This window comes from Pseudomonas sp. LBUM920, from assembly GCF_003852315.1.
Lineage (GTDB): Bacteria > Pseudomonadota > Gammaproteobacteria > Pseudomonadales > Pseudomonadaceae > Aquipseudomonas.
On sequence record NZ_CP027762.1, the window covers coordinates 494,294 to 519,751 of the forward strand.

Here is a 25,458-nt window from a genome sequence, read left to right on the forward strand (position 1 = left end):
CAGAATCCGCCGGCTTGTGCGTCTGGATGGGCGTCTCTAAGGTTCTCGGACCGCTGAATTCTCAGTGGTCGGGTTTAGTAGCCCGAGTGTGATCGCCGAACGTACAAGTGTCGTCTATCGGACCTTCTGGTCTGAGCATGATGGTGGCTGTGCGTAGGGCACCCTCGGGTGCGCCGGTCTTCGGCTTTCCACCGGTCTACTAACCTGCGTGCAGCTGCCACCCCTCCGTTTAGTAGCGGTGTGATAGCAGCCAAATTCAGGAAAAGTCGATTATGCCAAACGCCACCAACCTGTTCTGCGTATCACCCAACCTCCCCACCGAAACCGTCGTGCTCAACAGCTACGAAACCTTCTCTTCCGTGCGCGCGCTATTACTCAAGCTGTCCAACGACCTCACCGGCGAACACCGCGACATCGCCCTGGCCATCCATCAATTAAGCGAACTCGGCGTACAGCTCGTAGGCCAGATGATGGACCGCGAAACTCCCGTAGCCGAAGCCTGAAACGCGGTCAGTGTGGGAGCTGGCTTGCCTGCTATGCAGACAACTCGGTCTGTCAGGCAAGCCGTGGTGATGCCATCGCAGGCAAGCCAGCTCCCACATTTGACCGAGTTGATATCGGGTTTGGATTACACGCCTTGGCTACGCAACCAACTCATCAACTGCGGCAACGGGAATGCCCCACTCTGGCGCGCTACTTCGCGGCCGTTCTTGAACAGAATCAGGCTGGGAATCGAGCGAATCCCCAATTGCGCCGACAGCTGCTGATTGGCCTCGCTGTCGAGCTTGGCCAACCGGCACTTGCCCTCCAACTGCCCAGCCGCCTGCTCGAACACCGGCGCAAACGACTTGCACGGCCCGCACCACTCAGCCCACACATCCACCAACAAAGGCAGGTCGCCTTTTATCTGGCTTGAGTAGTCGCCCTGTTTCAATTCAAAAGGCTTGTTCAACAACACCGGCTGTTTACAGCGCCCGCACTTTGGCGCATCACCCAGGCGTTCGCCGGGGATGCGGTTGAGGCCGTTGCAATGGGGGCAGGGAATGACGAGAGGTTCGGACATGGAGGGCTCCTGGAGATGGCCAATGGTTTCTATCTGGAGCCAGCGCCGCTATTTATCAAGGCAAATACATAACTGTGGCGAACGGGCTTGCCCCACGTTGGGCTGCGGAGCAGCCCCCAGTAAAGTAACCGAGTTGTATCAGGCGGATCTTCATTGCAGATTTTGCGGCTGCTGCGCAGCCCAGTGCGGGGCAAGCCTGCTCGCCACCGTGAACGTATCGCTTTTGCGAACTTACGACGAACAACTGATCTCCAAATGCTTGCCCCAATCCGGCGGCCGCTGGGCGTATTGCTCCATCCCCGCCTGCTCTTCAAACGGATTGCTCAGCACTTCATGCAATCGACGTACTTCGCTGTAGTCGCCTGACTCGGCGGCGGCGATGGCGTTTTGTGCCAGATAGTTGCGCAGGATGTACAGCGGGTTTACCGCGTGCATGCGCTCACGGCGCTGCGCTTCGCTGTAGTCCCCGTCGCGCGCAACTCGGGCTGTGTACACTTCGGCCCAGGCATCAAACCCTGCAAGGTCGACGAAGTCATCGCGCAGCCGCGCCACAGCTTGCGCTGCGGGCTCATCACCCAGGCGGCGGAAGAACAGCGTGTAGTCCACGCCGCTGTTTTGCATCAGCTTGAGCAACTGCTCCACCAGCTTTTGGTCATCGTCTTCAGCCGTGGTCAACCCAAGCCGACGGCGCATCAGGTCCAGGTAATGGGCCTGGTACAGCGGTAGGTAAAGGCCAAGCGCCTCTTTCAAGGCGTCAACGCTGATAAACGGCGTGAGCGCCTGGGCCAGCGCGCTGAGGTTCCACTGCCCAATGGGCACCTGATTGCTGAAGGAATAGCGCCCTTCGTGATCGGAGTGGTTGCAGATGAAGTGCGCGTCAAAGTCATCGAGGAACGCAAACGGCCCGAAGTCGAAGGTGATGCCCAGGATCGACATGTTGTCGGTGTTCATCACGCCGTGACAGAAACCGTAGGCCTGCCATTTGGCGATCATCTCGGCATTGCGCTCGACGATTTCGCGGAACATCGCCAGGTACGGCTCGGGCTGCTCGCGGCACTCGGGGTAGTGCAGGTTCAACACGTGTTCGGCCAGTTCAGCCTGCTGCTCGGGCTTTTTGGTGTAGTAAAAATATTCGAAATGCCCGAAGCGGATATGGCTGTGCGCAAGGCGCAGCACCATGGCGCCGCGCTCCTGTTTCTCGCGCCACACGGGTGTGCTGGAGCCAATCACGCACAAGGCGCGGCTGCTGGGGATGCCCAGCGCATGCAACGCCTCGGAGGCGAGAAACTCACGGATCGAAGAGCGCAGCACCGCGCGGCCGTCGCCCATGCGCGAATAAGGCGTCATCCCGGCGCCTTTGAGGTGCAGGTCCCAGTGTTCGCCGGCCTCGTTGTACACCTCGCCCAGCAGCAGCCCGCGGCCGTCGCCCAGTTGTGGGGTGTAGCCACCAAACTGGTGGCCGGAATAGACCATCGCCCGCGGCTCCGCTTCGGCCCACAGCTTGTGCCCGCTGAACAGCTCGGCAAACACCGGCGTGTCGGCCACTGCCGGGTCGAGGTCGAGCAGGGCCATGGCGGCATTGCTTGCGACCACAAGGCGCGGCTCGTCGAGCGGCTCAGGCAATACGTGGGTTGAGAACGCGTCGCCCAGGCGTGCGAAGCGGTTGTCGAAGGTCAGTTCGTCGAGGGCTTTCACCGGCCATCTCCAGCAGAATGTCCGAGCATTCTGCTGGGGATAGACGCGTTAGTCGAGTTTGCTCGGCGGTGGTTCTTGCACGCCGCCGTCGTTGGCGGGTTTGGCCGGGGTGTCGACTTCCACCAGTTTGTATTCCTGGCCGTGAAGGTTCTTGAGGTAAACCTCCATCTGGCGGAACGAGATGTTGATGTGGTGGTTCTTGAACTCGCGGTTGATAAAGCGGTTCACCTCGTCGATCACCGGGTTGCGGTCACCGAGGTCGCGCACGTGCATGCGCAATTCGTGGTCGAGGGTGCTTTCGCCGAAGTTGAGGAAGTACACGTGGGGTTCCGGCTCTTTCAGCACGCGTGGGTTTTCTCGCGCGGCCTTGAGCAGCAGTTCCTTCACCAGGTCCAGGTCGGAGCCGTAGTCCACACCCAGTTTCAGCGTGACGCGGGTGATGGTGTCGGTCAGCGACCAGTTGATCAGTTGCCCGGTAATAAACGTCTTGTTCGGGACAATGATGTCTTTGCGGTCAAAGTCGGTAATGGTCGTCGCACGGATGCGGATCTTGCTGACGGTGCCCGACAGGTTGCCGATGGTGATGGTGTCGCCGATACGCACCGGGCGTTCGAACAGGATCATGATGCCGGAGATAAAGTTGGCGAAGATCTCCTGCATCCCGAAGCCCAACCCCACCGAGAGCGCTGCCACCAGCCATTGCAACTTGTCCCAGCTCACGCCGAGCGTGGACAGGGTGGAGACGAAGCCGACCCCGGCAATCACATAAGACAGCAAGGTGGTTGTGGCGTAGGCGCTGCCTTGAGCCAGGTCCAGCTTGGACAGCACCAGCACTTCCAGCAAACCCGGCAAGTTGCGCGCCAGGGCGAAGGTGATGCCGACGATGATCGACGCACCCAGCAAGTCGCCGAAGCTGATCGGCACCATGCTGATGTTGGCGCCGGTGCCGCTGGTGTACTCGTACAGAGTGATGTTGTCGAGGTAGGAGAACACAGTGATCAGGTCTTTCCACACCCAGTACAGCGCCGCGATAAAGCCGCCGAGCAAGGCCAGGCGAATCAGGCGCATGGACTGTTCGTTGACCTGTTCGATGTCCAGGGTCGGTTCTTCGATCACCGCTTCGCCATCACCGGCTTCCTTGGCGGCCTGGCGTTTGGCCAGTGCACGCGCGTAGGCCAGGCGCCGTGCGGCGACGCCGAGGCCGCGCACGAAGGTGGCTTCGATCACCAGCCAGAACATCAGCAGGTACAGGGTATTGATCAAGCGGTCGCTGAGTTTGAGCGCGGTGTAGTAATAGCCAAAGCACACCGCCAGAAACAGGGCGACGGGCAGGGCGGTGAACACCAGGCCCACGGCTTTACGAAACAGTGAAGCTTTCTCGTGGGTCGGGCTGTTCAGCAGCAGGCGGCCCAGCAGCCAGGCCATCAGCGCGTAGCACGTCAGTACCACACCGATGCCCAGCACGTCGTCGGCCAGCGCCTCGGGTTGGTGCTCGGCGATGGCCACTACGGCCACCAATGCCAGCACTACCAGGCCAAGTTTGCGCACCCAGCCTTGCAGGAATTCAACCTGGGGTTTCTCCCAGCGAAAGTGCAGTTCCGCCACGCCGCCCGGCGCCAGGATGCGGTAGGCGGTGTAGAACACCAGCCACGCTTGGGCGATCTGCAGCAGTGCATCGCCAAGGTTGGCGTTTTGCCCGCGGGCGTCGATCTGCAGCGCGTAGCCGCACAGCGCCAGGCCCAGGGACACCGGCATCGCCAGCAGGATGTTGATCAGGATGGCCTGCGGCGTGTGCCACTGGCTGTCGCGCTTGAAGTGGCCGATGTCCAGGTGAACCTTGTTCAGGCGCTGGTACAGCGCTTTACGGCGCCACAACAATGCACCGATCAACAGCAGCAGTGGCAGGAACAACAGCGGGCGCTGGGTCAGGCCGTCGTAGAGTTCGCTGACGCTTGAGGCCCACGGCAGGGTGGTGATCTGTTTGTTCAGGTGCGCCGGTACGGTTTCCAGCCACTCGGTGTCCAGCGGCTTGTTGCTGGGGATCCAGAACATTTGCTCGTCCAGCGTCGCGCGCAGGGTGGTGGCGGTGCTGAGCAGTTGTTTCTGGTTCAGTTGCAGGGTGATCGATTCGTTCAGCAGTGCACTCAGCTCACGGCTCAGGCGCTCAAGCAAGTCGCTGCGGGTGATCGCCAACTCCAGCAAGGTGCGGCGCAGTTGCGGCGTCACGTCTTCCGGCGGCTGGTTGGCCAGCAAGTTATCCACATACGCACTGGGCGAGTTGATCAGCTCACGCTGCTGGTTGATCTCGAACTGGTACAGGCGGATGTTGGCGATATCGTCTGCCAGGTCGCGGTCGACCGTGAGACGGGGCAGCGCCTGTTTCTGCTTGTAGAGGATCTTGGAGAGCAGCAGGCTGCCCTTGAGCACGTTGATTTGCTCGTCCAGGGCCGAGTCGCTTTGCGTCACTGCGTCCAGTTGCTGCTTGGTCTTGAGGTTGGTCTGGGTCAACTCGTTGAGGCGGTCGGTACTCTTGAGCAGGTAGTCGGACAGTTTAAGGTTGGCCGCGCTTTCCGAGGCCAGCAGGCTGCTGCCGCCGGCCTTCTGCGCTTCGATGGACTGTTGGGTCACGGTCTGCTGGGACTGGGCCAGGCGTTTCTGGTTGATCAGCGTTTGCAGGTCCTGGATTTCCTGCTCCAGGCGGCTGGTTTTCTCGGTTGCCAGGTCGCGCTGGCTATTGCCCAGGTCTTGCAGTTGGCTGTTGCCGGCCAGTTCCTGGCGGCGCAGTGGAATCAGGGCATTGAGGGCGGCCAGTTCGGCATTCAGTTGGTTGCGCTGGTCGCCGGTGAGGGTCTTGCCGTTGTCTTTGCCCGCCTTGAGGATCGAGTTGATCTGCTGGATGCGGGTCTGGCTGTTGCTGATTTCGGTCTGAGCGCGTTCGGGACGGGTCTGGGCGGCAACGGACATGCTGTTGGCGTCGGCCACGGTTTTTTGCAGATCGCCTTGCTGGGTGGTGCGTTGCACCAGCAACTGCTCAAGCTGCGGCACCGGCAGGGTGGCGTAGCGCTGCGCCACCGGGATGATTTTGGTGGCCTTGAGCCGTACCAGTTCGCGCTGGTTTTCAGTGGTCTGGCGCGGGGCGTCTTCGAGCTGGCGCTTGAGGTCGACAAGGCGCTGCTCGTAATCCTGCTTGTTGCCCAGGTAGGTCAGGGTCTGTTGCAGGATGGTTTGCAGCGCCTTCATGTCGGCGTCAGGCAGCTTGCGGTCGGGCAGTTTGTCCAGGGTTTGCTGGATGGACTCGGCGCTGGGCGGGTCGGCGGCGTAAACGCTGCCGACACAGAGGGTCAGGCCCAGCAGGGCAGTGGCTAAAAAGGTGCGCAGAGTTGTCATGGATACCGGTCGAGCAAGGTAAAAAAGGTGGGGGCGTGGCGCCGTAGCCCCGCAGTTTAGAGGAAGAGTCCAGGGCCTGGACGACTTCCTTCGGGGAATTTGACGCCGACTTTTCCGATTCTGTTCCCGTCCATGACCGCGACGGTCCACAACGTGTTGTTCCATTCCACTTGGTCGCCTACCACTGGCGCGCCGCCGACCTTCTGGGTAATGAAGCGGCTCAGTGGCATATCCGGGTCGATGCCTTCGAGCTTGAGGCCGTACAGGGCCGACACCGCACCCAGCTGGGCGTCGCCTTCGAGAACGAAGTCGCCGAAGAAACGCAGGTCGAGGCCACGTTGCGGCGCCTGGCTGAACAATTTGCCGAGGGCCGGCAGGTTGTGTTCGTGGCCGATCACGCAGAGCAGATCGTCGACTTCCAGCACCGTACTACCCGACGGATGGAGCAGTTGCTGGCCACGGAACAACGCGGCGATCCGCGTGCCCTCGGGCATTTTCAGTTCGCGCAGGGCTGCGCCAATGCACCATTTTTCCGCGCCCAGACGGTAAACGAACAGCTCCCACTCGCTGGTGACGTGCACTTCCAGGGCCGCGCGGGAAATCGGCGCGGGGTCCGGCGGTACGGTGACTTTGAGCAGTTTGGCCACCCATGGCAGGCTGGTGCCCTGCACCAGCAGCGAGACCAGCACGATAAAGAACGCGAGGTTGAAGTACAGCTGCGCGTGAGGCAGGCCGGCCATCAGCGGGAACACCGCCAGAATGATCGGTACCGCACCGCGCAGGCCGACCCAGGCGATAAAGGCTTTTTCGCGCCCGTGGAACGCCTTGAACGGCAGCAGGCCGACCATGACTGACAGCGGCCGTGCAAACAGGATCATCCACAGCGCCAGGCCCAGTGCCGGCAGGGCGATGGGCAGCAAGTCATGCGGCGTGACCAGCAGGCCCAGCACCAGGAACATGCCGATCTGCGCCAGCCAGGCCATGCCGTCGAGCATATGCAAAATGCCATGACGGCTGCGCACCGGGCGGTTGCCAATCACCAGGCCGCACAGGTACACCGCGAGGAAGCCGCTGCCGTGCAAGGCGTTGGTCAGGGCGAACACCACCAGGCCACCGGCGATCACCAGGATCGGGTACAAGCCAGTGGCCAGGTTGATGCGGTTGACCATCTGCAGCATCAGCCAGCCGCCGCCCAGGCCGACGATGCCGCCGATGCCGAATTCGCGGATCAGGTGGGTCAGCAAGCTCCAGTGCAGGCCGGTCTGGCCGCTGGCAAGCATGTCGATCAGGGTAACGGTGAGGAACACCGCCATTGGGTCGTTACTGCCGGATTCGATTTCAAGACTGGCGGTAACCCGCTCATTCAGGCCTTTGCCGCCGAGCAGCGAGAACACAGCCGCAGCATCCGTGGAGCCGACGATGGCGCCGATCAGCAAGCCTTGAATGATATTGAGGTCGAACAGCCAGGCTGCGGCCATGCCGGTGAGGCCGGTGGTGATCAACACCCCCACCGTGGCCAGCGACAACGCCGGCCAGAGTGCCACGCGAAAACTCGCCACCCGTGTGCGCAAGCCGCCGTCGAGCAGGATCACTGCCAAGGCAAGGTTGCCCACCAGGTAGGCGGTCGGGTAATTGTCGAAGATGATGCCGCCGCCATCGACGCCGGCGATCATGCCCACGGCCAGGATGATCACCAGAATCGGGATACCCAGGCGGGACGAAAGAGAACTCACCAGAATGCTCGCACCCACCAGCAACGCGCCGATCAAGAACAGGCTGTTGATGGTCGTCGCATTCAAAGGCAGTACTCCAGAACGGGGAAGACAGGGCGCAAACTGACCATGCAGTCTGCGTGCCAGCGATTCTAACCTGTTGAATTGCTGTGCTGTCAAAAAGCTTTTGCCGGCCTACATCAATCCAATGTGGGAGCTGGCTTGCCTGCGATGCAGGCAACTCGGTGGGTCAGGTTCACCGAGGAGATGCTATCGCAGGCAAGCCAGCTCCCACAGGAATCGACTTACAGCCTGAAGCGCCCCACCATCCCATTCAAATCCACCGCCAGGCGCGACAACTCACTACTCGCCGCACTGGTCTGGCTGGCACCGGTGGCTGACTGCACCGACAGATCACGAATGTTCACCAGGTTGCGGTCCACTTCCCGCGCCACCTGCGCCTGCTCTTCTGCCGCGCTGGCGATCACCAGGTTGCGTTCGTTGATCTCGACAATCGCGGTGTTGATGGTATCCAGCGACAGGCCCGCGCCTTTGGCGATGTTGAGTGTCGACTCCGCGCGTTCGGTGCTGTTACGCATCGAATCCACTGCGTGTTCGGTGCCGGCCTGAATGCTGCCAATCATCCGCTCGATCTCGCTGGTCGACTGCTGGGTGCGATGGGCCAGAGCGCGCACTTCATCAGCCACCACAGCAAACCCGCGACCGGCTTCACCGGCGCGTGCGGCTTCAATTGCGGCGTTCAGCGCCAGCAGGTTGGTCTGGTCGGCCAGGCCGCGAATCACGTCCAGCACCTTGCCGATGTCACGCGATTCATTGGCCAGGTCGCCAATCAGTGTGGCGGTGGCCTGTACGTCACCGCTCATGCGCTCGATGGCGCTGACGGTTTCCTGCACCAGGTCACGGCCGTCACCCGCTGACGTGGTGGCATTGCGCGAGGCCTCGGAGGTGCTGACCGCATTGCGCGCCACCTCTTCGACGGCGCTGGTCATCTCGTTGACGGCGGTGGCGGCTTGTTCGATTTCGTTGTTTTGCTGGGTCAGACCGCGGGCGCTTTCGTCGGTGACGGCATTCAGCTCCTCGGCGGCGGAGGCCAGCTGCGTGGCGGAACCGGCGATGCGTTGCAGCGTGTCGCGCAATTTTTCCTGCATCTTGGCCATGGCGGCCAGCAGGCGGCCGGCTTCGTCGTTGCCGTCGACCTTGATCGGGCGCGTGAGGTTGCCTTCGGCGACTTCTTCGGCCGCTTCCAGTGCCTGGGCGATTGGCAGGGTGATGCTGCGGGTCAGCAGCCACGCAAACAGCAGGGTCAGCGCCGTAGCAATGATCAGCAGGCCCACCACCAGGTCAAAGGCCATGTCGTATTGGTCTTTGGCTTGCTGATTGGTGGCATTGGCCATCTTGTTGTTGATGTCCAGCAGGCGCGTCAGCACCGCGTTGACTTGCTCGGAGTTGCTCAGCAATTCGGTGTTGAGCAAGTTGCGCAGGTCGTCGATCTGGTTGGCGCGAGACAAACTCTTCATGCGCTCTTCGATCTGGCGGTACTGACCGAGCAAGCGCACGTATTCGTCGTAGGTCGAGCGTTCTTCGCCACTCTCGATGAGTTTTTCGTAGACGCTCTGGGCGGTGCGGATCTGCTGGTTGCGCAGTTCAAAGGCTTCCAGGGTCTTTTGCTGCACGTCTGGCTCACGGTTGGTCAGCAAGCGATACGACAACACCCGCAGGCGCAGGGTCAGCTGGGTGAACTCGTCGAGAGCGCGAATGCTCGGTACGCTGGACAGTGTGATGTCTTCGGTGGCAGCACGGATCTTGCTCATTTGGTTCAAGGCGAACACACCGAGAAACAACATGAGCGCACCAATAAACGCGAAGCCAAGAAAGGCGCGCGGCGCGATATTCATATTACGAAGAGACATGCTGAAGTCCTGGGGAGAAGCGCGATCCGTGCGGCCATGAGACGGGGTGTGCATCAGCTATCGGCCATGCGACTAAAGTCTTAAGGGGGCGCGCGCTTTTGTCGCATCAGACGAGGGGTTGGGCGGATTCAGGAACCAGATGGGGTAAATGCAGTCACTAAGGCTCGAAAGTGCGGCCCGGCCCTTAAATATCGGGCTGCGCGCCTGGGATAACCCTGGCATCCGAGGTGAATTTTCTTTATCGTCACCGCCCTTTGAAAAAGCCCGAGAAATCAAAATGTTAGAAGCATCCCTCAGCCAACTCGAACAACTGGTCAGCGACCTGGTACAGCAAAATCAGGACCTACTGGGCAGCAACGAATCCCTCAAGGCCGAACTGGCCCGCGCCAAGGATGAAAACGACAGCCTGCAACTGAACCTGATGGAACAGGAAGAAAAGCACGGCGCAACCGCCGCGCGCATCCAGGCCCTGGTTGAGCGTGTGAGCGCAGGTCCTGTCGGCGCATGAATGAAGGCATAAAGGTCGTTTCGATTCTCGGAGAGGATTACTCGATCAAGGCGCCGGACGGGGAAGATCAAACCCTGATGCACGCCGTGACCATGCTCAAGGCCTCCCTGGCCACCACCAAGAAAAAGTACCCGACGTTAATCGGTGACAAATTATTGGTACTGGCTGCGCTGAACCTGTGCGCCGAGCAGATCGAAATGCAAAAGCACCACCAGCAGGAACTCGACCGTTACCAAGAGCAAGTCAGCGCCACGGTCGAAGTGATTTCCAAGGCGATCGGAACGCCTTAGAACCACGCATCCTGCATCCCCAGGCACGTGTCATCGCGTGCCTCCAGAATCGCCAGTTCATGATGGCAGCTCGGCACTTCCCAGGTCAGGAAGTACCGAGCGGCCTGGAGCTTGCCTTTATAGAAGGCAACATCCGCCGCATTGCCCTTGGCCAGGCCTTCCTCGGCGCGAATTGCCTGTTCCAGCCAGCGCCAGCCAATCACCGTGTGCCCGAACACCTTCAAATACAGTGCCGAATTCGCCAGGCTGCTGTTGACCTTGCCTTGGGCGAGATCGGTCAGCAGGCCGAGTGTGACGCGCTGCAGGTTGGTCACTAATTCTTCCAGTGGTTCTCGCAGTGCGGTCAGCGATGGGTATTGCTGTGCTCGAGCGCCCGTCTCGGCGATCAGGCGGATCAGTTGCTTGAGGCCCGCGCCGCCATTCTGCGCCAGCTTGCGCCCGAGCAGGTCCAGGGACTGGATGCCGTGGGTGCCTTCGTGGATAGGGTTCAGGCGGTTGTCGCGGTAGTACTGCTCCACCGGGTATTCGCGGGTGTAGCCGTGGCCGCCGAGAATCTGAATCGCCAGCTCGTTGGCCTTGAGGCAGAACTCCGACGGCCAGGATTTGACGATGGGCGTGAGCAGGTCGAGCAGTTCGTGGGCTTGCTTGCGCTCGGTGTCGGTTTCCAGCGTGGTGGTGTCGTCGAACAGTCGCGCGGCATACAGGCCGAGGTCGAAAGCGCCTTCGACATAGGCTTTTTGTGTCAGCAGCATGCGCTTGATATCGGCGTGCTGGATGATCGAAACCGGCGCGGTGCCTGGGTCTTTGCTGTCGGGCAGGCGACCTTGCGGGCGTTCGCGCGCGTATTCCAGCGAGTAGAGGTAGCCGGCGTAACCGAGCATGACTGCGCCCATGCCCACGCCGATGCGCGCCTCGTTCATCATCTGGAACATGCAACTCAGACCCTGATGCGGCTTGCCTACCAGATAGCCGACGCAATTGTCGTTATCGCCGAAGTTAAGCGCCGTGGACGTGGTGCCGCGCCAGCCCATCTTGTGAAACAACCCGGCCAGCAGCACATCGTTGCGCGCGCCCAGGCTGCCATCCTCATTGACCAGGAACTTGGGCACGATAAACAGTGAAATGCCCTTCACCCCGGCCGGCGCGTCCGGCAGCTTGGCCAGCACCATGTGCACGATGTTTTCCGACAGCGGGTGGTCGCCCCCGGAGATAAAGATCTTGTTGCCCTTGAGGCGATAACTGCCGTCAGCCGCTGGCTCTGCCCGCGTACGAATATCCGACAGGGATGAACCGGCATGCGGCTCGGTCAGTGCCATGGTGCCGAAAAAGCGGCCCTCGATCATTGGCTGCAGGAAGCGCTGCTTCTGCGCCTCGGTGCCGAAGCTTTCGATCAGGTTGGCGGCGCCCATGGTCAGGAACGGGTAGGAGGTCGAGGCCGCGTTGGCCGACTGGAAGTGCGCAAAGCAGGCTTGCGACAGCAGGGTCGGCAACTGCATGCCGCCGGCGTCGAAACTGCGTGCGGCGTTCAGAAAGCCGGCTTCGAGGAAGGCGTCCACGGCAGGTTTGACGTCCGGGATCAGGATCGCCTTGCCATCTTCATAGCGCGGTTCGTTTTCGTCGTTCTTGCGGTTGTGCGGCGCGAAGTACTTTTCGGCAATGCTGCGCGCGGTGCTGATGGCGGCATCGAACGTTTCGCGGTTGTGCTCGGCAAACCGCTCGCGCTGGGTCAGGCCCTCGGCATCGAGGACTTCGTACAGCTCGAAAGCCAGATTGCGGGAACTGAGCAGCGTCTCGGACATGGCGGCTTACCTGTTAAGGGAATGGCCGGAGTCTAAGTGCGCCAATAGAGGCTGGATAGCAAGATTGATTTGCGTGATGGAAGGGCAGAACAAGGGCCGAAGGTGGGGTGCGGTCAGTGTGGGAGCGGGCTTGCCTGCGATGAGGCGGTGCCAGCCGACATTTCTGTCACTGACCCGCCGCTATCGCAGGCAAGCCAGCTCCCACATTTTTACTGCATTTAGCCAGTTAACCGATGGTCATCAGGCTGGCGTTACCGCCCGCCGCAGCGGTGTTAACACTCAACGCCCGCTCGATCACCAGACGCTCCAGCGCAATCGCCGTCTCACCTTGCGACAAACCATGCACCCCGACAATCGCACCACCACGCTGCGCCACTTGCTGGCACACCGCACGCAATTGGTCGGAATCACCGTGGTGCAGGACGGCGTCGAATACCACGTCATCCTTGGTCCAGTCAGCCACGCGCTTGATCTTCGCCTGAACTTCCCTCGGCAGGCGTGGGAACACCGCTTTAGTCAGGTCAGTTTCCGGCCATACCGCCGAACCGCCGACGGCCAATATTGCCGCCAGTTGCGTCAGCAGATCACCTTCCACGTCCGCCAGACACAGCACGTGCTCGCGGGGCAGGATTGCGTAGCTGTTGCGCTCGCCGGTCGGGCCGGCCAGTTGGCGGGTAATACCGCTTTGCGACTGCGCGGCGAACTGGCTGCACAGGGCGCTCAGTTCGCTGAACTTGCTGCTGTCGGCCCAGGTTTTCAGGGCGGTCAGCGGTTGGCTCATGGCATCGCGCAGACGCACGTCCGGCGCGGTCAGCTTGTCGCCGCGCACGAAGGATTGTTCGATCGCATCGGTAGGACGAGTCGACAGCAGACGGTACAGGTACAGCGGCCCACCGGCTTTCGGGCCAGTGCCCGACAGGCCTTCGCCGCCGAAGGGCTGCACCCCAACCACGGCGCCCACGATGTTGCGGTTCACATAGACGTTACCGGCGTGAACATTGTCGATCACCTTGGCGATGGTCTCATCGATGCGGGTGTGCACGCCCAGCGTCAGGCCGTAGCCGGAGGCATTGATCTGCGCAATGAGCTGGTCGATCTCTTTACGCTTGTAACGCACCACGTGCAGCACCGGGCCGAAGATCTCGCGTTGCAGTTCGTCGAAGCTTTCGAGTTCGATCAGGGTGGGCATCACGAAGGTGCCGCGCTTGATCTCTTCGCCGTCGGCAATCGCCACTTGGTACACATTGCGGCCTTTGTCGCGCATGGCCTGGATGTGTTTTTCGATGCCAGCCTTGGCTTCGGCGTCGATCACCGGGCCGATGTCTACCGACAGGCGCTCCGGGTTGCCCAGACGGCATTCAGCCATGGCGCCCTTGAGCATTTCGATCACACGGTCTGCCGAATCTTCCTGCAGGCACAGAACGCGCAGCGCCGAGCAGCGCTGGCCGGCGCTGTCGAAGGCCGAGGACACAACGTCGATGACCACTTGCTCGGTCAGCGCCGAAGAGTCGACGATCATTGCGTTCTGGCCACCGGTTTCGGCGATCAGCGGAATTGGGCGGCCCTGGGCATCCAGGCGACCGGCGACGCTGCGTTGCAGCAGGCGCGCCACTTCGGTGGAACCGGTGAACATCACGCCTTTGACGCGATCATCACCCACCAGGCGGGCACCGACGCTTTCGCCCTGGCCCGGCAGCAGTTGCAGCACGCCTTCCGGAATACCGGCTTCGAGCAACATGCGCACGGCTTGTGCCGCCACCAGCGGGGTTTGCTCGGCAGGCTTGGCCAATACCGGGTTACCGGCAGCCAGTGCCGCAGCCACTTGACCGCTGAAGATTGCCAGCGGGAAGTTCCACGGGCTGATGCACACCACGGGGCCCAATGGGCGGTGGGCGTCGTTGGTGAAATCGTTACGGGCCTGTACCGCGTAATAGCGCAGGAAGTCCACGGCTTCGCGCACTTCGGCGATGGCGTTGGCGAAGGTCTTGCCGGCCTCGCGGGCCAGCAGGCCCATCAACGGCTGGATCTCGCCTTCCATCAAGTCGGCGGCACGCTCCAGGATCGCGGCGCGCTCGGCGGGCGGGGTGGCCTGCCAGATCGGGCCGGCATTGATCGCGCATTGAATGGCGTTGTCGACGTCTTCGACGGTGGCTTCCTGTACATGGCCGACCACGTCACGCAGGTCGGAGGGGTTCAGCACAGGTGCGGCCGGCTCATTGCTGGAGGCGCAGCCCAGCATCGGCGCGGCTTTCCAGTCGTTGTGCGCGGTGGCCAGCAGCGCGCAAGACAGCGACGCCAGGCGGTGTTCGTTGGCCAGGTCGATACCGGCCGAGTTGGCGCGGTCGCTGCCATACAGGTCACGCGGCAGTGGAATACGCGGGTGCGGCAGGCCGAAGCCGCCTTCCAGCGTGGCCATCTGCTCGATGCTGGCCACTGGGTCGGCCACCAGTTCCTGGATCGAAATAGTGTGGTCGGCGATACGGTTGACGAACGAGGTGTTGGCGCCGTTTTCCAGCAGGCGACGCACCAGGTAAGCCAGCAATGTTTCGTGGGTACCGACCGGGGCGTACACGCGGCACGGACGGTTCAGCTTGCCCTCGGAAACTTTGCCTACAACCTGCTCGTACAGCGGCTCGCCCATGCCGTGCAGGCATTGGAACTCGTACTGGCCGGGGTAATAGTTCTGGCCGGCGATGTGGTAAATGGCCGACAGGGTGTGGGCGTTGTGCGTGGCGAACTGCGGGTAGATGGCTTCCGGCACCGACAGCAGTTTGCGTGCGCAGGCAATGTAGGAAACGTCGGTGTACACCTTGCGGGTGTACACCGGGTAGCCTTCCAGGCCTTCAACTTGGGCGCGCTTGATCTCGCTGTCCCAGTACGCGCCTTTTACCAGGCGGATCATCAGACGATGGCGGCTGCGGCGGGCCAGGTCGATGACGTAGTCGATCACATACGGGCAGCGTTTCTGATAGGCCTGGATCACGAAACCGATGCCGTTCCAACCGGTCAGTTGCGGCTCGAAGCACAGGCGTTCGAGCAGGTCGAGCGACAGCTCCAGGCGGTCGGCTTCTTCGGCGTCGATGTTCAGGCCGATGTCGTATTGCTTGGCCAGCAAGGTCAGCGATAGCAGGCGCGGGTACAGCTCGTCCATCACACGCTCGTATTGCGCACGGCTGTAACGCGGGTGCAGTGCCGAGAGCTTGATGGAAATGCCCGGGCCTTCATAAATCCCACGGCCGTGAGAGGCTTTGCCGATGGAGTGAATGGCTTGTTCGTACGAGGCCAGGTACTTCTGGGCGTCGTGTTCGGTCAGCGCGGCTTCGCCGAGCATGTCGTAGGAATAGCGGAAACCCTTGGCTTCGAACTTGCTCGCATTGGCCAGGGCTTCGGCGATGGTTTCGCCGGTGACGAACTGCTCGCCCATCAGGCGCATGGCCATGTCGACGCCCTTGCGGATCATCGGCTCGCCGCTCTTGCCGATGATGCGGCTCAGGGACGAGGTGAGGCCGGCTTCATTGTGCGTGGCGACCAGTTTGCCGGTCAGCAGCAGGCCCCAGGTGGCGGCGTTGACGAACAGCGATGGGCTGTTGCCCAGATGGGGCTGCCAGTTGCCGGTGCTGATTTTGTCGCGGATCAGTGCATCGCGCGTGCCCTTGTCCGGGATGCGCAGCAGCGCTTCGGCCAGGCACATCAGGGCCACGCCTTCCTGAGACGACAGGGAAAATTCTTGCAGCAGGCCTTGAACAATACCGGCACGGCCGCCGGCGCTCTTTTGATTGCGCAACTTCTCGGCAATCGAGGCGGCCAGCTTGTTGGTGGCTTCGGCCATCTGCTGCGGCAGGCGGGCCTGCTCGATCAGCATCGGCACCACTTCCGGTTCCGGGCGGCGGTAGGCGGCGGTGATCGAGGCGCGCAGTACGGACTGCGGCAGGATGCTTTCGGCGAACTCCAGGAAGCACTGGTGGGCGTGGTCTGGCTGAATTTCTCCAGCGTCCTCCGCGTCCTTGCTGCCCAAGCCATTAATCTCGTTCAGGGTTGCACCACCCTCCAGTTTCTCCAGGTAATTGAAAATCGCCTGCTTGATCAGCCAGTGCGGCGTGCGATCAATGGAGGTCGCGGCGGCCTTGAGGCGTTCGCGGGTCGGGTCGTCGAGTTTGACCCCAAGGGTGGTCGTTGCCATCTTTTTATCCTCATGGGTGCCACTACTGCGTGGCATCTGCTGGCGGCAAGATTAGCTTTGCGCATGCAGAGGTGCAACCGGGTGCAACCCAAATTGTCCAGGAAATTTTTGATCGTGATCGGGAAAAAATCCGGCCTTCAACAAAATCCGCTCTCCCTTGGTGTGTTTGCTTCTGAGGTCGGCCGTTCTTGCTCCGAAAAGAAGCAAAAAGCCTTTGTTTGGGCGTAAACACGCCTAGGTGCAACTTATTCTCAAGAAACTGGTTGCACCTTATTTGCTTTGTTGAATAGCATTCGCGCCCAAGGTGCAACCGCCTGCAAGGTTTGGTTCATCGGCTGGCGGCTTTCCTGGGGAAACGTCAGTCATAAATGCGCGGCACGCAGTCTCGTCTATCCGCTTATCAACGGGTGGCCGTCTGACACAGACCGTCGCTACATAAAAACAAAGCCAGGGCGTCACTCTTATGAGCGTTAGTAATCCCACCCTGATCACATTTGTGATCTACATCGCAGCAATGGTGTTGATCGGCTTCATGGCCTATCGCTCCACCAACAACCTCTCTGACTACATCCTCGGCGGTCGCAGCCTCGGCAGCGTGGTCACCGCATTGTCCGCCGGTGCTTCCGATATGAGCGGCTGGTTGTTGATGGGCCTGCCGGGCGCCATCTATATGTCCGGTCTGTCGGAAAGCTGGATCGCCATCGGCCTGATCGTCGGCGCGTACCTGAATTGGTTGTTCGTGGCCGGCCGCCTGCGGGTGCAGACCGAACACAACGGCGACGCCCTGACGCTGCCGGATTACTTCTCCAGCCGTTTCGAAGACAAAAGCGGCCTGCTGCGAATCATCTCTGCGGTGGTGATTCTGGTGTTCTTCACCATTTATTGCGCTTCCGGCATCGTGGCCGGCGCCCGTCTGTTTGAAAGCACCTTCGGCATGTCCTACGAGACCGCGCTGTGGGCCGGTGCTGCCGCGACAATTGCCTACACCTTCGTCGGTGGTTTCCTGGCGGTCAGCTGGACAGATACCGTACAAGCCACGCTGATGATCTTTGCGCTGATCCTGACGCCGATCATCGTGTTGCTGGCCACCGGAGGTATCGACACCACGTTCCTGGCGATCGAAGCCAAGAACCCTGACAACTTCAACATGCTGAAAAACACCACCTTTATCGGCATCATTTCGCTGATGGGCTGGGGCCTGGGTTACTTCGGCCAGCCGCACATCCTCGCGCGGTTCATGGCGGCGGATTCGGTGAAGTCGATTGCCAAGGCGCGTCGCATCTCCATGACCTGGATGATCCTGTGCCTGGGCGGCACCGTGGCGGTGGGCTTCTTCGGCATCGCTTACTTCTCGGCGCACCCGGAAGTGGCCGGCCCGGTCAACGAGAACCACGAACGTGTGTTCATCGAACTGGCCAAACTGCTGTTCAATCCATGGATCGCGGGCGTGCTGTTGTCGGCCATTCTGGCTGCCGTCATGAGCACCCTGAGCTGCCAACTGCTGGTGTGCTCGAGCGCGCTGACTGAAGACTTCTACAAAACCTTCCTGCGCAAAAACGCCTCCCAGGTTGAGCTGGTGTGGGTCGGCCGCGCGATGGTGCTGCTGGTTGCCCTGATCGCGATTGCCATGGCAGCCAACCCGAACAACCGCGTACTGGGCCTGGTGAGCTACGCCTGGGCCGGTTTCGGCGCCGCGTTCGGGCCTGTGGTGCTGATCTCGGTGATCTGGAAACAGATGACGCGCAACGGCGCACTGGCCGGCATCCTGGTCGGCGCGGTCACTGTGATTGTGTGGAAGCACTTCGAGCTGCTGGGCCTGTACGAAATCATTCCGGGCTTTATCTTCGCCAGCCTGGCGATCTACTTCGTCAGCAAGCTGGGCGCACCGACTGCCGGTATGGTCGAGCGTTTTGACGCGGCGGAAAAAGACTACAACCTCAACAAATAATTCGTCGGGTGATAAGCGCCCGTTGAATTAGAAAAAGGCCCGCGTCCTACGGATGGCGGGCCTTTTTTTGCGTGTGATTCGGGTTGGTCCGAAGAAGATTCTGATGCGAGCGTGTAGGGATTTACTGATTTGTCTGGGGCGTGCTCAGCAGGGCGCACCCGTAGTGCAGAATCGGCCGCCTACCCTTCGCAGAGAAACACCGGATGTTCGCTCCTGCCAATCAAAGTGCGTTTAACCTGACCCTGGATGGGGTTGCCAGCGACCTCAAGGTCTACAGCTTCCAGGGTGAGGAGGCGCTGAGTCAGCCTTACTGTATCGACCTTGAACTGGTCAGCGAACAGCCCGATCTCGATTTGGAAAGCTTGCTGCATCGCCAGGCCTATCTGGGTTTCGATGAGCAGGGGCATGGTGTGCATGGCCTGGTCTATCGAGTCGGGCAGGGCGAGTCGGGGCGGCGCCTGACGCGTTATCAGATCCGTCTTGTGCCGCATCTGAAGTACCTGGCGCACAGCAGTCATCAGCGTATTTTTCAGCACAAGAGTGTGCCGCAGATTGTGGCGCTGGTGTTGGTCGGGCAAGGCATCCTGAGCGACCGCTTTGAGTTTCGCCTGAGCGGTACTTATCCACTGCGCGAGTACTGCGTGCAGTTCGGCGAGACTGATCTGGCGTTCATTCAACGTCTGTGCGCCGAGGTGGGCATCCACTACCACTTCCAGCATTCGCCCGACGGGCACCTGCTGGTATTCGGTGATGACCAGACCGTGTTCGCCCGGGCCGAACAGCCCACTCCCTACAGCCCCGGCTCCGGGATGGTGGCGGCGACTCCGGCGATCAAGCGCTTTGCGATGCAACTGGAAACCCGCACAACAGGGATAAACCTGCGCGATTATGATTTTCGCAAGCCGCGCCTGACGCTGGAAAGTGCCGTGGCTGGCGAGCAGCTTCCGAGCCTTGAAATGCAGCAGTATCCCGGCCACTTTTCCGATCGCCCCCATGGCAAATACCTTGCGCAGCGAGGCTTGGAGCGCCTGCGCACAGACTCGAGAGCCGCCCGGGGTGAAGGCGATGATCCTGCCTTGGCCAGTGGTCGGTTCCTCAGGCTTGGCGGGCACCCGCGAGAAAGCTGGAATGATTTGTGGCTGGTCACCCAGGTTTCCCATGAGGGCAAACAACCCCAGGTGCTGGAAGAGGCTGTTACCGAGGCTTCAGGTGAGGGTTTACGTCAGGGTTATCACAACACGTTTATCGCCGTGCCATGGGATGTGATTTTCCGCCCACCCTTGGCTGAACTGCCGCGCCCGAGCATCGGCGGTTATCAACACGCGGTGGTTACCGGGCCTGCCGACAGTGAAATCCATTGCGATGAATACGGCCGGGTCAAGGTGCAACTGGCCTGGGACCGTGACGGGCAACACAACGAGCACTCCAGCTGCTGGCTGCGTGTCGCCAGTGGCTGGGCGCATGATCGTTACGGCTCGGTGCTGATACCCAGAGTCGGTATGGAAGTGCTGGTGGGATTCGCCAATGGTGACCTGGACATGCCACTGGTGATGGGCTGCCTGCCCAACGCGGCAACGCCGGTGCCCCTCGATCTGCCAGCGGACAAGACCCGCAGTATCTTTCGCAGCCAGAGCAGCCCGGGCGGTGGCGGCTACAACGAGCTACGCATTGAGGACCGCAAAGGCGCCGAGGAAATCTACTTGCGTGCCCAGCGTGACTGGACCCAGCACGTGCTGAATGACCAGCAGGTGCAGGTCGATAACGGGCGCCGGGTGAAGGTGGGCGGCGAGTCGCATCACGAGCTGCAAGGCGAAGAGCAGCGCATTACCCATGGCAATCGCCTCACCGAACTCAAGCAGGATGACCACCTGACAGTTGGTGGTTCGCAGCAGATGCGTGCAGGTCGCACCATCCAGATCGGAGCGGGGCAGAGCATTGTCATCGACGCCGGTGCGAGCGTGACAATCCAGGCCGGAGGGCAGTCGATCACGCTGTCGGCGGGTGGAATTTTCAGCAGCGTGCCGATCCAGCTTGGCGGCGCGCCGGCTGCCGCGACTGCGCCGTTAATGCCGGGAATAAAGGAAAAGCTGCTGGCGGTTGTTCCTGCCCCGTTAAGCCGCGTGCAAGTGGCCAGCCTGAAACGTAGTGCACCTTTTTGCGAAGAGTGCGAGCGCTGCAAGAACGGCCAGTGCGACCTCCCGCAGCATGGGAATAAAGGTCCGGGACCCTCTGCCGGGAAAGCTGCTGGCGTCGAGCCGGGGTTTCATATCGTGCAGCGCGCAATGTCTCGGGATGCCTTGGAAAAGTCGCTGTTCGAATCGCCCAGTGCGATCGTGCTGGAGCGGTTTCGCAGCCTCAATCCACAACTCACGCAGTACGCGAGGCCGGGGCAAATGCTCGTCCTCAGCGACCCGCTTAACAGCCAATGCACGCGTGAAGAGGCATTGCTGATGGAGGCGGCGAAAGAAGTGAACGATGCACTGACGCCGATGAGCGATGAAGAGGCGGCGTTTATGGTTGAGCACCAGCAAGAGGTTGGTGCTTTTTTGGCGCAGAGTTGATGGCGTTGGGGGTGGGATCAAGCATGGTGGAAAATCATTTAACGCGGACCACGTCCGTCCTCGTGGATCTTGAAAAGTTGCACGTCAAAACCTTCCAGGCTCATGGCAATTTGCAAGGTGCAGAATTTTTCGCTAAACGTCAGAAGCTGTTAACTCAACTGGATAACAGCCTCGGGCCTCTGGTACGCAAAGGAGTTAGCATTGCCGATCACCCGAAGCTCAAAAAAGCATTGGGGATTTCCAGTCGTAGTTTGGTTCATCATTGGAGCAAAGCGGGTGTGTCAGGGGTGGATTCCTGGATATGCGACGCATATTCAAAGTGTCGCGCGGGCGAGTCAGTATATGACGGTGGGCGGGTTTATCGGTATTGGGCCAGGGGGATCAGCGTCCGCATTGAAGGTGAAGGAAACGTGTCGAGTTGGAAGCAGGGATGAGTGTCAGCAGGTCAAGTTCACCGAAAGTGGGGCATTCGTTGGAATGGTAACTGGTGGGGTGGTTGGTGCTATGGGAAGTGGGGCCATATGTGTCGGTATTGGCGTTGCTACCGTCGGGGTGGGTGGAGCGGTTTGCGCGGTTGTAGTCGCGGGGTTGGGATCTGCTGTAGGGGGTAACGCATTTTCTAAAGTGGGTGAAACTATTGGGGAAATTGTTTATAAGGTTGTCCGATGATAAGTGACTCGGAAATCATTTTTTTGATGTCCTCCTTAGGCTTGTTTTTGTCCGGTATTTTTATTATTGGTATTTGGTTTTATATGGTTTTTTTTAGAATGTCAGAAATTGTCGGATGTTTGGGGCGATCATTAGTTGTTCAAAATAGGAGCTCGCTTTTGAACGCTGGGCTGGTCGGTAAGTTTCATATTCTAAGTGGTGTCTCGGGTGTGTTGGTTTTTCCTAAAAAATCAATTGAAAGAGGTGAACTTGACCCGGATGACTATAGGCGGTTTCCGAAGCCCTTAAAGTTTTGGATTGTATCCTCTGCGACAGCAGCAATTGTGCTCACATTAGGTGGTGTGCTGATGGCCTTGGTAATTAATTTTCTAGGGTGGCCTACCTAGAGTACTTAAAATTTTATCGCGTAGCGATAAAATTTACTGAGTCAATTGAATAACTGTCTCGGACCTCTCGTGCGTAAAGGCGTTGGCAAGTGTAAGTGCATTGTCTGGCAATGGGGGCGAAAAGTTAGGCGAAAATATCTATGAGGTTGTACATTGGCTCATGGGGGGTTGTGACATGTTTAGCTTTGTTGCCTCAACTTTGTCCTTTGAAGGTGCAAGAATTATTTGCTGAAGCTTAATGGTTGCGTGTTTTTTTATTTATTGTGACTGTTCCTGTGTGGGCTTTGTAACTTTCTTATTTTAAGAAGGAAAAGATACGGAAGAACTTAAGCGTAGTTGGTATGTTATAAGTTCGGATGGAAGTGTCGGTTGGGATCCTATAAGTAGATCGTGGGCGATAAGGGCTGTGATCGGTGCTTTCGCCTTTCCCGCACACTCTATAAAACACGGATGTCTTAGTGCTGAGGACTACGCTGAGTTTCCGAAGATGCTCAAATTTATTTTGAAAGGTCTAGGTGTCTGTTCAGTGGCCTCCGTCCTTGGCATTTTTATTTTGCTTGTAATAGGAGAGCTTGTGGGATGGGAGGATGTTGATTGGTTCTAGATTAGGCGAGAGCTTTTCAAAATGAAATTGTTGACGCTTTGTTTGTGACAGCAATTGTTATGAAAAACGAATCATTGCTTGCGTCCTCCTTTGAATGGAATGTACCTAATGCCGAATCAGTTGTTACCAAAAACTTGGTTAACCCATTGTCCCCTTCGGACGACTGAGAATGCGTTCGTCATTCTCAGTAACGCCAGCGACGCGAAGCCGGTAGATGTCTGGCGAAAAATGGCAGCTGGCATGCCGCCCCAGCCCGTCTGGGCAAGCACGGCCTATGCTGAGTGGACTGAGGTCATGCCTTATGTCGCCATCATCGAGCCCGACAGCCCATTCCTCGACTGGATAGCAACCACCGTGTCTACGGACTGGGGTTGGCTGGCGGTATCGTCCAGCCCACTGGAAACAGTGGTAGCGCACCTGCAAAGCTTGACCAAGGTGCTGTTGCCCGAGGGGCAGGAAGTGTTTTTGCGCTTCTGGGATGGCGGTCAATTTCTGCCGATTGTGCAAAACATCGGCGATGAGGCGGGGAAGGTGTTGCCGGTATTTCAGCGTTACCTGATCAACGGCAAACCGCTGACGGTTGCGACTGGCCCGGTCACTGCCGCCAACACCAGCCCATGGTGGCAAGTGCCTGCCTCGTTGCTGGAGCATCTGGCAGCGCAATCACCCCACGTGCTGATCGACAACTTGCTGCAATGGCTCGAAGAGCAGCGCCCCGACCTGCATACCGCTTTCACGCCTGCGATCTTGCGCCACAAGGTCGCCTGCTTTGCGCGCGGGGCGGATATCAGCCATGGGGCGCTTGCCGACTATCTGGCCTCAGAGTTGAGTTGACGCAGCGCCTGCTGGAAACAGTCATAGGTGTGAGGGGTGGTTGTGGCGAGCAGGCTTGCCCTGCGTCGGGCTGCGTAGTGGCCCCAAAACCTGCCAATGAGTTCTGGCAAAAAAGAACGCGGTGAACGTATCAGGGCTGCTGCGCAGCCCAACGCGAGGTGAGCCCGTTCGCCACACTCTGCCCCTTTGCGCCTGTAGAAGGTAAACTTCGCCCCCTGCGCAGGAGCAACCATGAATTATCGTCACGCCTTTCACGCCGGCAACCACGCCGATGTCTTCAAACACCTGACCTTGACCCGCCTCATCGCCCTGATGTCGCGCAAGGAGCAGCCGTTCGCCTACCTCGACACCCACGCCGGGATCGGGCTGTACGACCTGCAAGGTGATCAGGCCAACCGTACCGGTGAATACCTGGAAGGCATTGCGCGCCTGTGGGGCGAGAGCGACCTGCCGCCGCTGACCGCCGACTACATGCGCGTGTTGCATGAGATGAACCCGGATGGCCAGTTGCGCTACTACCCGGGCTCGCCGGAGCTGGCGCGCCGCCTTACGCGGCCTCAGGACCGTGTGCTGCTGAATGAAAAACACCCGGAAGACGGCGTGCTGCTCAAAGACAACATGAAGGGCGATCGCCGCGTCAAAGTACATTTGGGCGAAGGCTGGCATGTGCCGCGAGCCTTGCTGCCGGTGCCGGAAAAACGTGCGTTGATGCTGATCGATCCGCCGTTTGAAAAGCTCGACGAGATGCAGCGCTGCGCAGCGTCCCTCAAGGAAGCAGTCAGCCGCATGCGCCAGACCGTTGCGGCGATCTGGTACCCGGTGAAAGACCAGCGCATGCTGCGCCGCTTCTACCAGGACCTGGCCGGCACGGGTGCGCCGAAGTTGCTGCGGGTGGAGTTGCTGGTGCATCCGCTGGACACGCCCAACACCCTGACCGGCTCGGGCCTGGCGATTGCCAACCCGCCGTGGGGGTTGGAAGAGGAGTTGCGTGAGCTGCTGCCGTGGCTGTCCAAGAAACTTGGCCAGACCCAGGGTGGGTGGCAGATGGATTGGCTCATCGCTGAGTAATCAGATCTCAAGCCAAGCACAACACTAAATGTGGGAGCGGGCTTGCTCGCGAAAGCGGAGTGTCAGTTAACAGATATGTCGACTGATATACCGCATTCGCGAGCAAGCCCGCTCCCACATTTTTTGATCTGCGTTGTGCTTAGATCGGGCAGGTCACGCCTGTGCCGCCGATCCCGCAATAGCCCTGCGGGTTCTTCGCCAGGTATTGCTGGTGATACGCCTCGGCGAAGTACACCGTCGGTGCCTCTTCGATTTCTGTGGTGATGGTGCCCAGGCCGGCCTTGGTCAGTTCGCCCTGATACGCCTCGGCGCTGGCCTTGGCCGCTTCCAGGTGCTCAGGCTTCACCGCGTAGATCACCGAACGGTACTGGCTGCCGATGTCGTTGCCCTGGCGCATGCCCTGGGTCGGGTTGTGCAGCTCCCAGAACATTTTCAGCAGCTCTTCGTAGCTGATCTTGTCTTGGTCGAACACCACCAGTACCACTTCGCTATGGCCGGTCAGGCCCGAGCAAACTTCTTCGTAAGTTGGGTTCGGCGTGTAGCCGCCGGCATAGCCGACCACGGTGCTGACCACACCGTCGCGCTGCCAGAACCGGCGTTCGGCACCCCAGAAACAACCGAGACCGAAGATCGCGAACTCGACGTTGTCGACAAAGGGGCCGAGCAGCGGGTTGCCGTTGACGAAATGCGTCTCTGGCAGCGCCATCGGGGTTTCACGGCCAGGCAAAGCTTGTTCTTGAGTGGGCAACACGTTTTTGTTCACCAGAATTTCCGAGCGCAAGACCATGATCAGTCCTCTCGTCAGGTTGAGTTAGCGGTAAAG

General features: G+C 59.9%; 16 protein-coding genes and 2 pseudogenes. 9 read left to right on the top strand and 9 right to left on the bottom strand.

Features of this window, described 5'->3' with window-relative positions; genetic code table 11:
- Positions 1-272: 272 nt before the first annotated feature.
- Entirely contained in the window at positions 273-503 is a 231-nt protein-coding gene (locus C4J83_RS02190; RefSeq protein ID WP_124416251.1) for a DUF6124 family protein, read from the top strand.
- A gap of 125 nt (positions 504-628) precedes the next feature.
- Here the strand turns inward: C4J83_RS02190 and trxC are convergent, their stop codons facing one another.
- The 6 genes and pseudogenes from trxC to C4J83_RS30980 form a co-directional block, all read right to left on the bottom strand.
- Positions 629-1,063: a thioredoxin TrxC gene (gene trxC / locus C4J83_RS02195; protein ID WP_119738016.1), complete on the bottom strand. Its 435-nt coding sequence runs from the start codon at positions 1,061-1,063 to the stop codon at positions 629-631.
- Positions 1,064-1,294: 231 nt separating this feature from the next.
- Positions 1,295-2,758, bottom strand: coding sequence for a protein adenylyltransferase SelO (gene selO, locus C4J83_RS02200; protein ID WP_119738013.1), 1,464 nt, complete (start codon positions 2,756-2,758; stop codon positions 1,295-1,297).
- Between the two features lie 48 nt (positions 2,759-2,806).
- Positions 2,807-6,145: a mechanosensitive channel MscK gene (gene mscK, locus C4J83_RS02205; protein WP_106577558.1), complete on the bottom strand. Its 3,339-nt coding sequence runs from the start codon at positions 6,143-6,145 to the stop codon at positions 2,807-2,809.
- A gap of 56 nt (positions 6,146-6,201) precedes the next feature.
- Positions 6,202-7,944 carry a potassium/proton antiporter gene (locus tag C4J83_RS02210; RefSeq protein WP_124416252.1) on the bottom strand — a complete coding sequence of 581 codons (1,743 nt, stop codon included), beginning with the start codon at positions 7,942-7,944 and terminating at the stop codon, positions 6,202-6,204.
- 218 nt (positions 7,945-8,162) lie between these two features.
- Positions 8,163-9,035: a methyl-accepting chemotaxis protein gene (locus tag C4J83_RS30975; RefSeq protein ID WP_371924132.1), complete on the bottom strand. Its 873-nt coding sequence runs from the start codon at positions 9,033-9,035 to the stop codon at positions 8,163-8,165.
- 30 nt (positions 9,036-9,065) lie between these two features.
- Positions 9,066-9,842: pseudogene (locus tag C4J83_RS30980) on the bottom strand (MCP four helix bundle domain-containing protein); the annotation flags it as partial.
- 223 nt (positions 9,843-10,065) lie between these two features.
- Between C4J83_RS30980 and C4J83_RS02220 the strand changes: the two are divergent.
- Positions 10,066-10,296 (top strand): hypothetical protein, encoded by a 231-nt coding sequence (locus C4J83_RS02220; RefSeq protein WP_038844376.1) that lies wholly within the window; start codon positions 10,066-10,068, stop codon positions 10,294-10,296.
- The gene (locus C4J83_RS02225; protein ID WP_119738009.1) at positions 10,293-10,586 is read left to right on the top strand and encodes a cell division protein ZapA; all 294 of its coding nucleotides are present in this window, start codon (positions 10,293-10,295) and stop codon (positions 10,584-10,586) included. The genes C4J83_RS02220 and C4J83_RS02225 overlap by 4 nt, the downstream gene beginning before the upstream one ends.
- On the opposite strand, the gene C4J83_RS02230 is transcribed toward C4J83_RS02225, so the two are convergent.
- Both C4J83_RS02230 and putA read right to left on the bottom strand, forming a co-directional pair.
- On the bottom strand, positions 10,583-12,385 hold the full coding sequence (locus C4J83_RS02230) for an acyl-CoA dehydrogenase (protein ID WP_124416254.1): 1,803 nt from the start codon (positions 12,383-12,385) through the stop codon (positions 10,583-10,585). The genes C4J83_RS02225 and C4J83_RS02230 overlap by 4 nt on opposite strands.
- 226 nt (positions 12,386-12,611) lie before the next feature.
- On the bottom strand, positions 12,612-16,565 hold the full coding sequence (putA, locus tag C4J83_RS02235; protein WP_124416255.1) for a trifunctional transcriptional regulator/proline dehydrogenase/L-glutamate gamma-semialdehyde dehydrogenase: 3,954 nt from the start codon (positions 16,563-16,565) through the stop codon (positions 12,612-12,614).
- A gap of 463 nt (positions 16,566-17,028) precedes the next feature.
- On the opposite strand from putA, the gene putP reads away from it, so the two are divergent.
- The 6 genes and pseudogenes from putP to C4J83_RS02265 all read left to right on the top strand — a co-directional run bounded on the left by putP (position 17,029) and on the right by C4J83_RS02265 (position 24,635).
- A complete protein-coding gene (gene putP, locus C4J83_RS02240) occupies positions 17,029-18,513 on the top strand; it encodes a sodium/proline symporter PutP (RefSeq protein WP_106577565.1) in 1,485 nt (494 codons plus the stop codon).
- 203 nt (positions 18,514-18,716) lie between these two features.
- Positions 18,717-20,720 (top strand): annotated as a pseudogene (locus C4J83_RS02245) (type VI secretion system Vgr family protein); the annotation flags it as partial.
- Between the two features lie 377 nt (positions 20,721-21,097).
- Complete coding sequence (locus C4J83_RS30615) at positions 21,098-21,508, top strand: hypothetical protein (RefSeq protein WP_124416256.1); 411 nt, start codon at positions 21,098-21,100, stop codon at positions 21,506-21,508.
- A gap of 231 nt (positions 21,509-21,739) precedes the next feature.
- Entirely contained in the window at positions 21,740-22,129 is a 390-nt protein-coding gene (locus C4J83_RS02255) for a hypothetical protein (RefSeq protein ID WP_124416257.1), read from the top strand.
- A 712-nt stretch (positions 22,130-22,841) separates the two neighbouring features.
- A complete protein-coding gene (locus C4J83_RS02260) occupies positions 22,842-23,567 on the top strand; it encodes a DUF4123 domain-containing protein (protein ID WP_124416258.1) in 726 nt (241 codons plus the stop codon).
- Positions 23,568-23,798: 231 nt separating this feature from the next.
- A complete protein-coding gene (locus C4J83_RS02265; RefSeq protein ID WP_016975658.1) occupies positions 23,799-24,635 on the top strand; it encodes a 23S rRNA (adenine(2030)-N(6))-methyltransferase RlmJ in 837 nt (278 codons plus the stop codon).
- A 139-nt stretch (positions 24,636-24,774) separates the two neighbouring features.
- On the opposite strand, the gene msrA is transcribed toward C4J83_RS02265, so the two are convergent.
- Complete coding sequence (gene msrA, locus C4J83_RS02275; protein ID WP_106577569.1) at positions 24,775-25,422, bottom strand: peptide-methionine (S)-S-oxide reductase MsrA; 648 nt, start codon at positions 25,420-25,422, stop codon at positions 24,775-24,777.
- Positions 25,423-25,458: the final 36 nt, after the last annotated feature.

Coding starts and splice junctions, on each gene's coding strand:
- C4J83_RS02190 (WP_124416251.1), top strand. CDS start 273: ATGCCAAACGCCACCAACCTGTTCTGCGTATCACCCAACCTCCCCACC.
- trxC (WP_119738016.1), bottom strand. CDS start 1,063: ATGTCCGAACCTCTCGTCATTCCCTGCCCCCATTGCAACGGCCTCAAC.
- mscK (WP_106577558.1), bottom strand. CDS start 6,145: ATGACAACTCTGCGCACCTTTTTAGCCACTGCCCTGCTGGGCCTGACC.
- C4J83_RS30975 (WP_371924132.1), bottom strand. CDS start 9,035: ATGGCCAAGATGCAGGAAAAATTGCGCGACACGCTGCAACGCATCGCC.
- C4J83_RS02220 (WP_038844376.1), top strand. CDS start 10,066: ATGTTAGAAGCATCCCTCAGCCAACTCGAACAACTGGTCAGCGACCTG.
- C4J83_RS02225 (WP_119738009.1), top strand. CDS start 10,293: ATGAATGAAGGCATAAAGGTCGTTTCGATTCTCGGAGAGGATTACTCG.
- C4J83_RS02230 (WP_124416254.1), bottom strand. CDS start 12,385: ATGTCCGAGACGCTGCTCAGTTCCCGCAATCTGGCTTTCGAGCTGTAC.
- putA (WP_124416255.1), bottom strand. CDS start 16,565: ATGGCAACGACCACCCTTGGGGTCAAACTCGACGACCCGACCCGCGAA.
- putP (WP_106577565.1), top strand. CDS start 17,029: ATGAGCGTTAGTAATCCCACCCTGATCACATTTGTGATCTACATCGCA.
- C4J83_RS30615 (WP_124416256.1), top strand. CDS start 21,098: ATGGTGGAAAATCATTTAACGCGGACCACGTCCGTCCTCGTGGATCTT.
- C4J83_RS02255 (WP_124416257.1), top strand. CDS start 21,740: ATGATAAGTGACTCGGAAATCATTTTTTTGATGTCCTCCTTAGGCTTG.
- C4J83_RS02260 (WP_124416258.1), top strand. CDS start 22,842: ATGCCGAATCAGTTGTTACCAAAAACTTGGTTAACCCATTGTCCCCTT.
- C4J83_RS02265 (WP_016975658.1), top strand. CDS start 23,799: ATGAATTATCGTCACGCCTTTCACGCCGGCAACCACGCCGATGTCTTC.
- msrA (WP_106577569.1), bottom strand. CDS start 25,422: ATGGTCTTGCGCTCGGAAATTCTGGTGAACAAAAACGTGTTGCCCACT.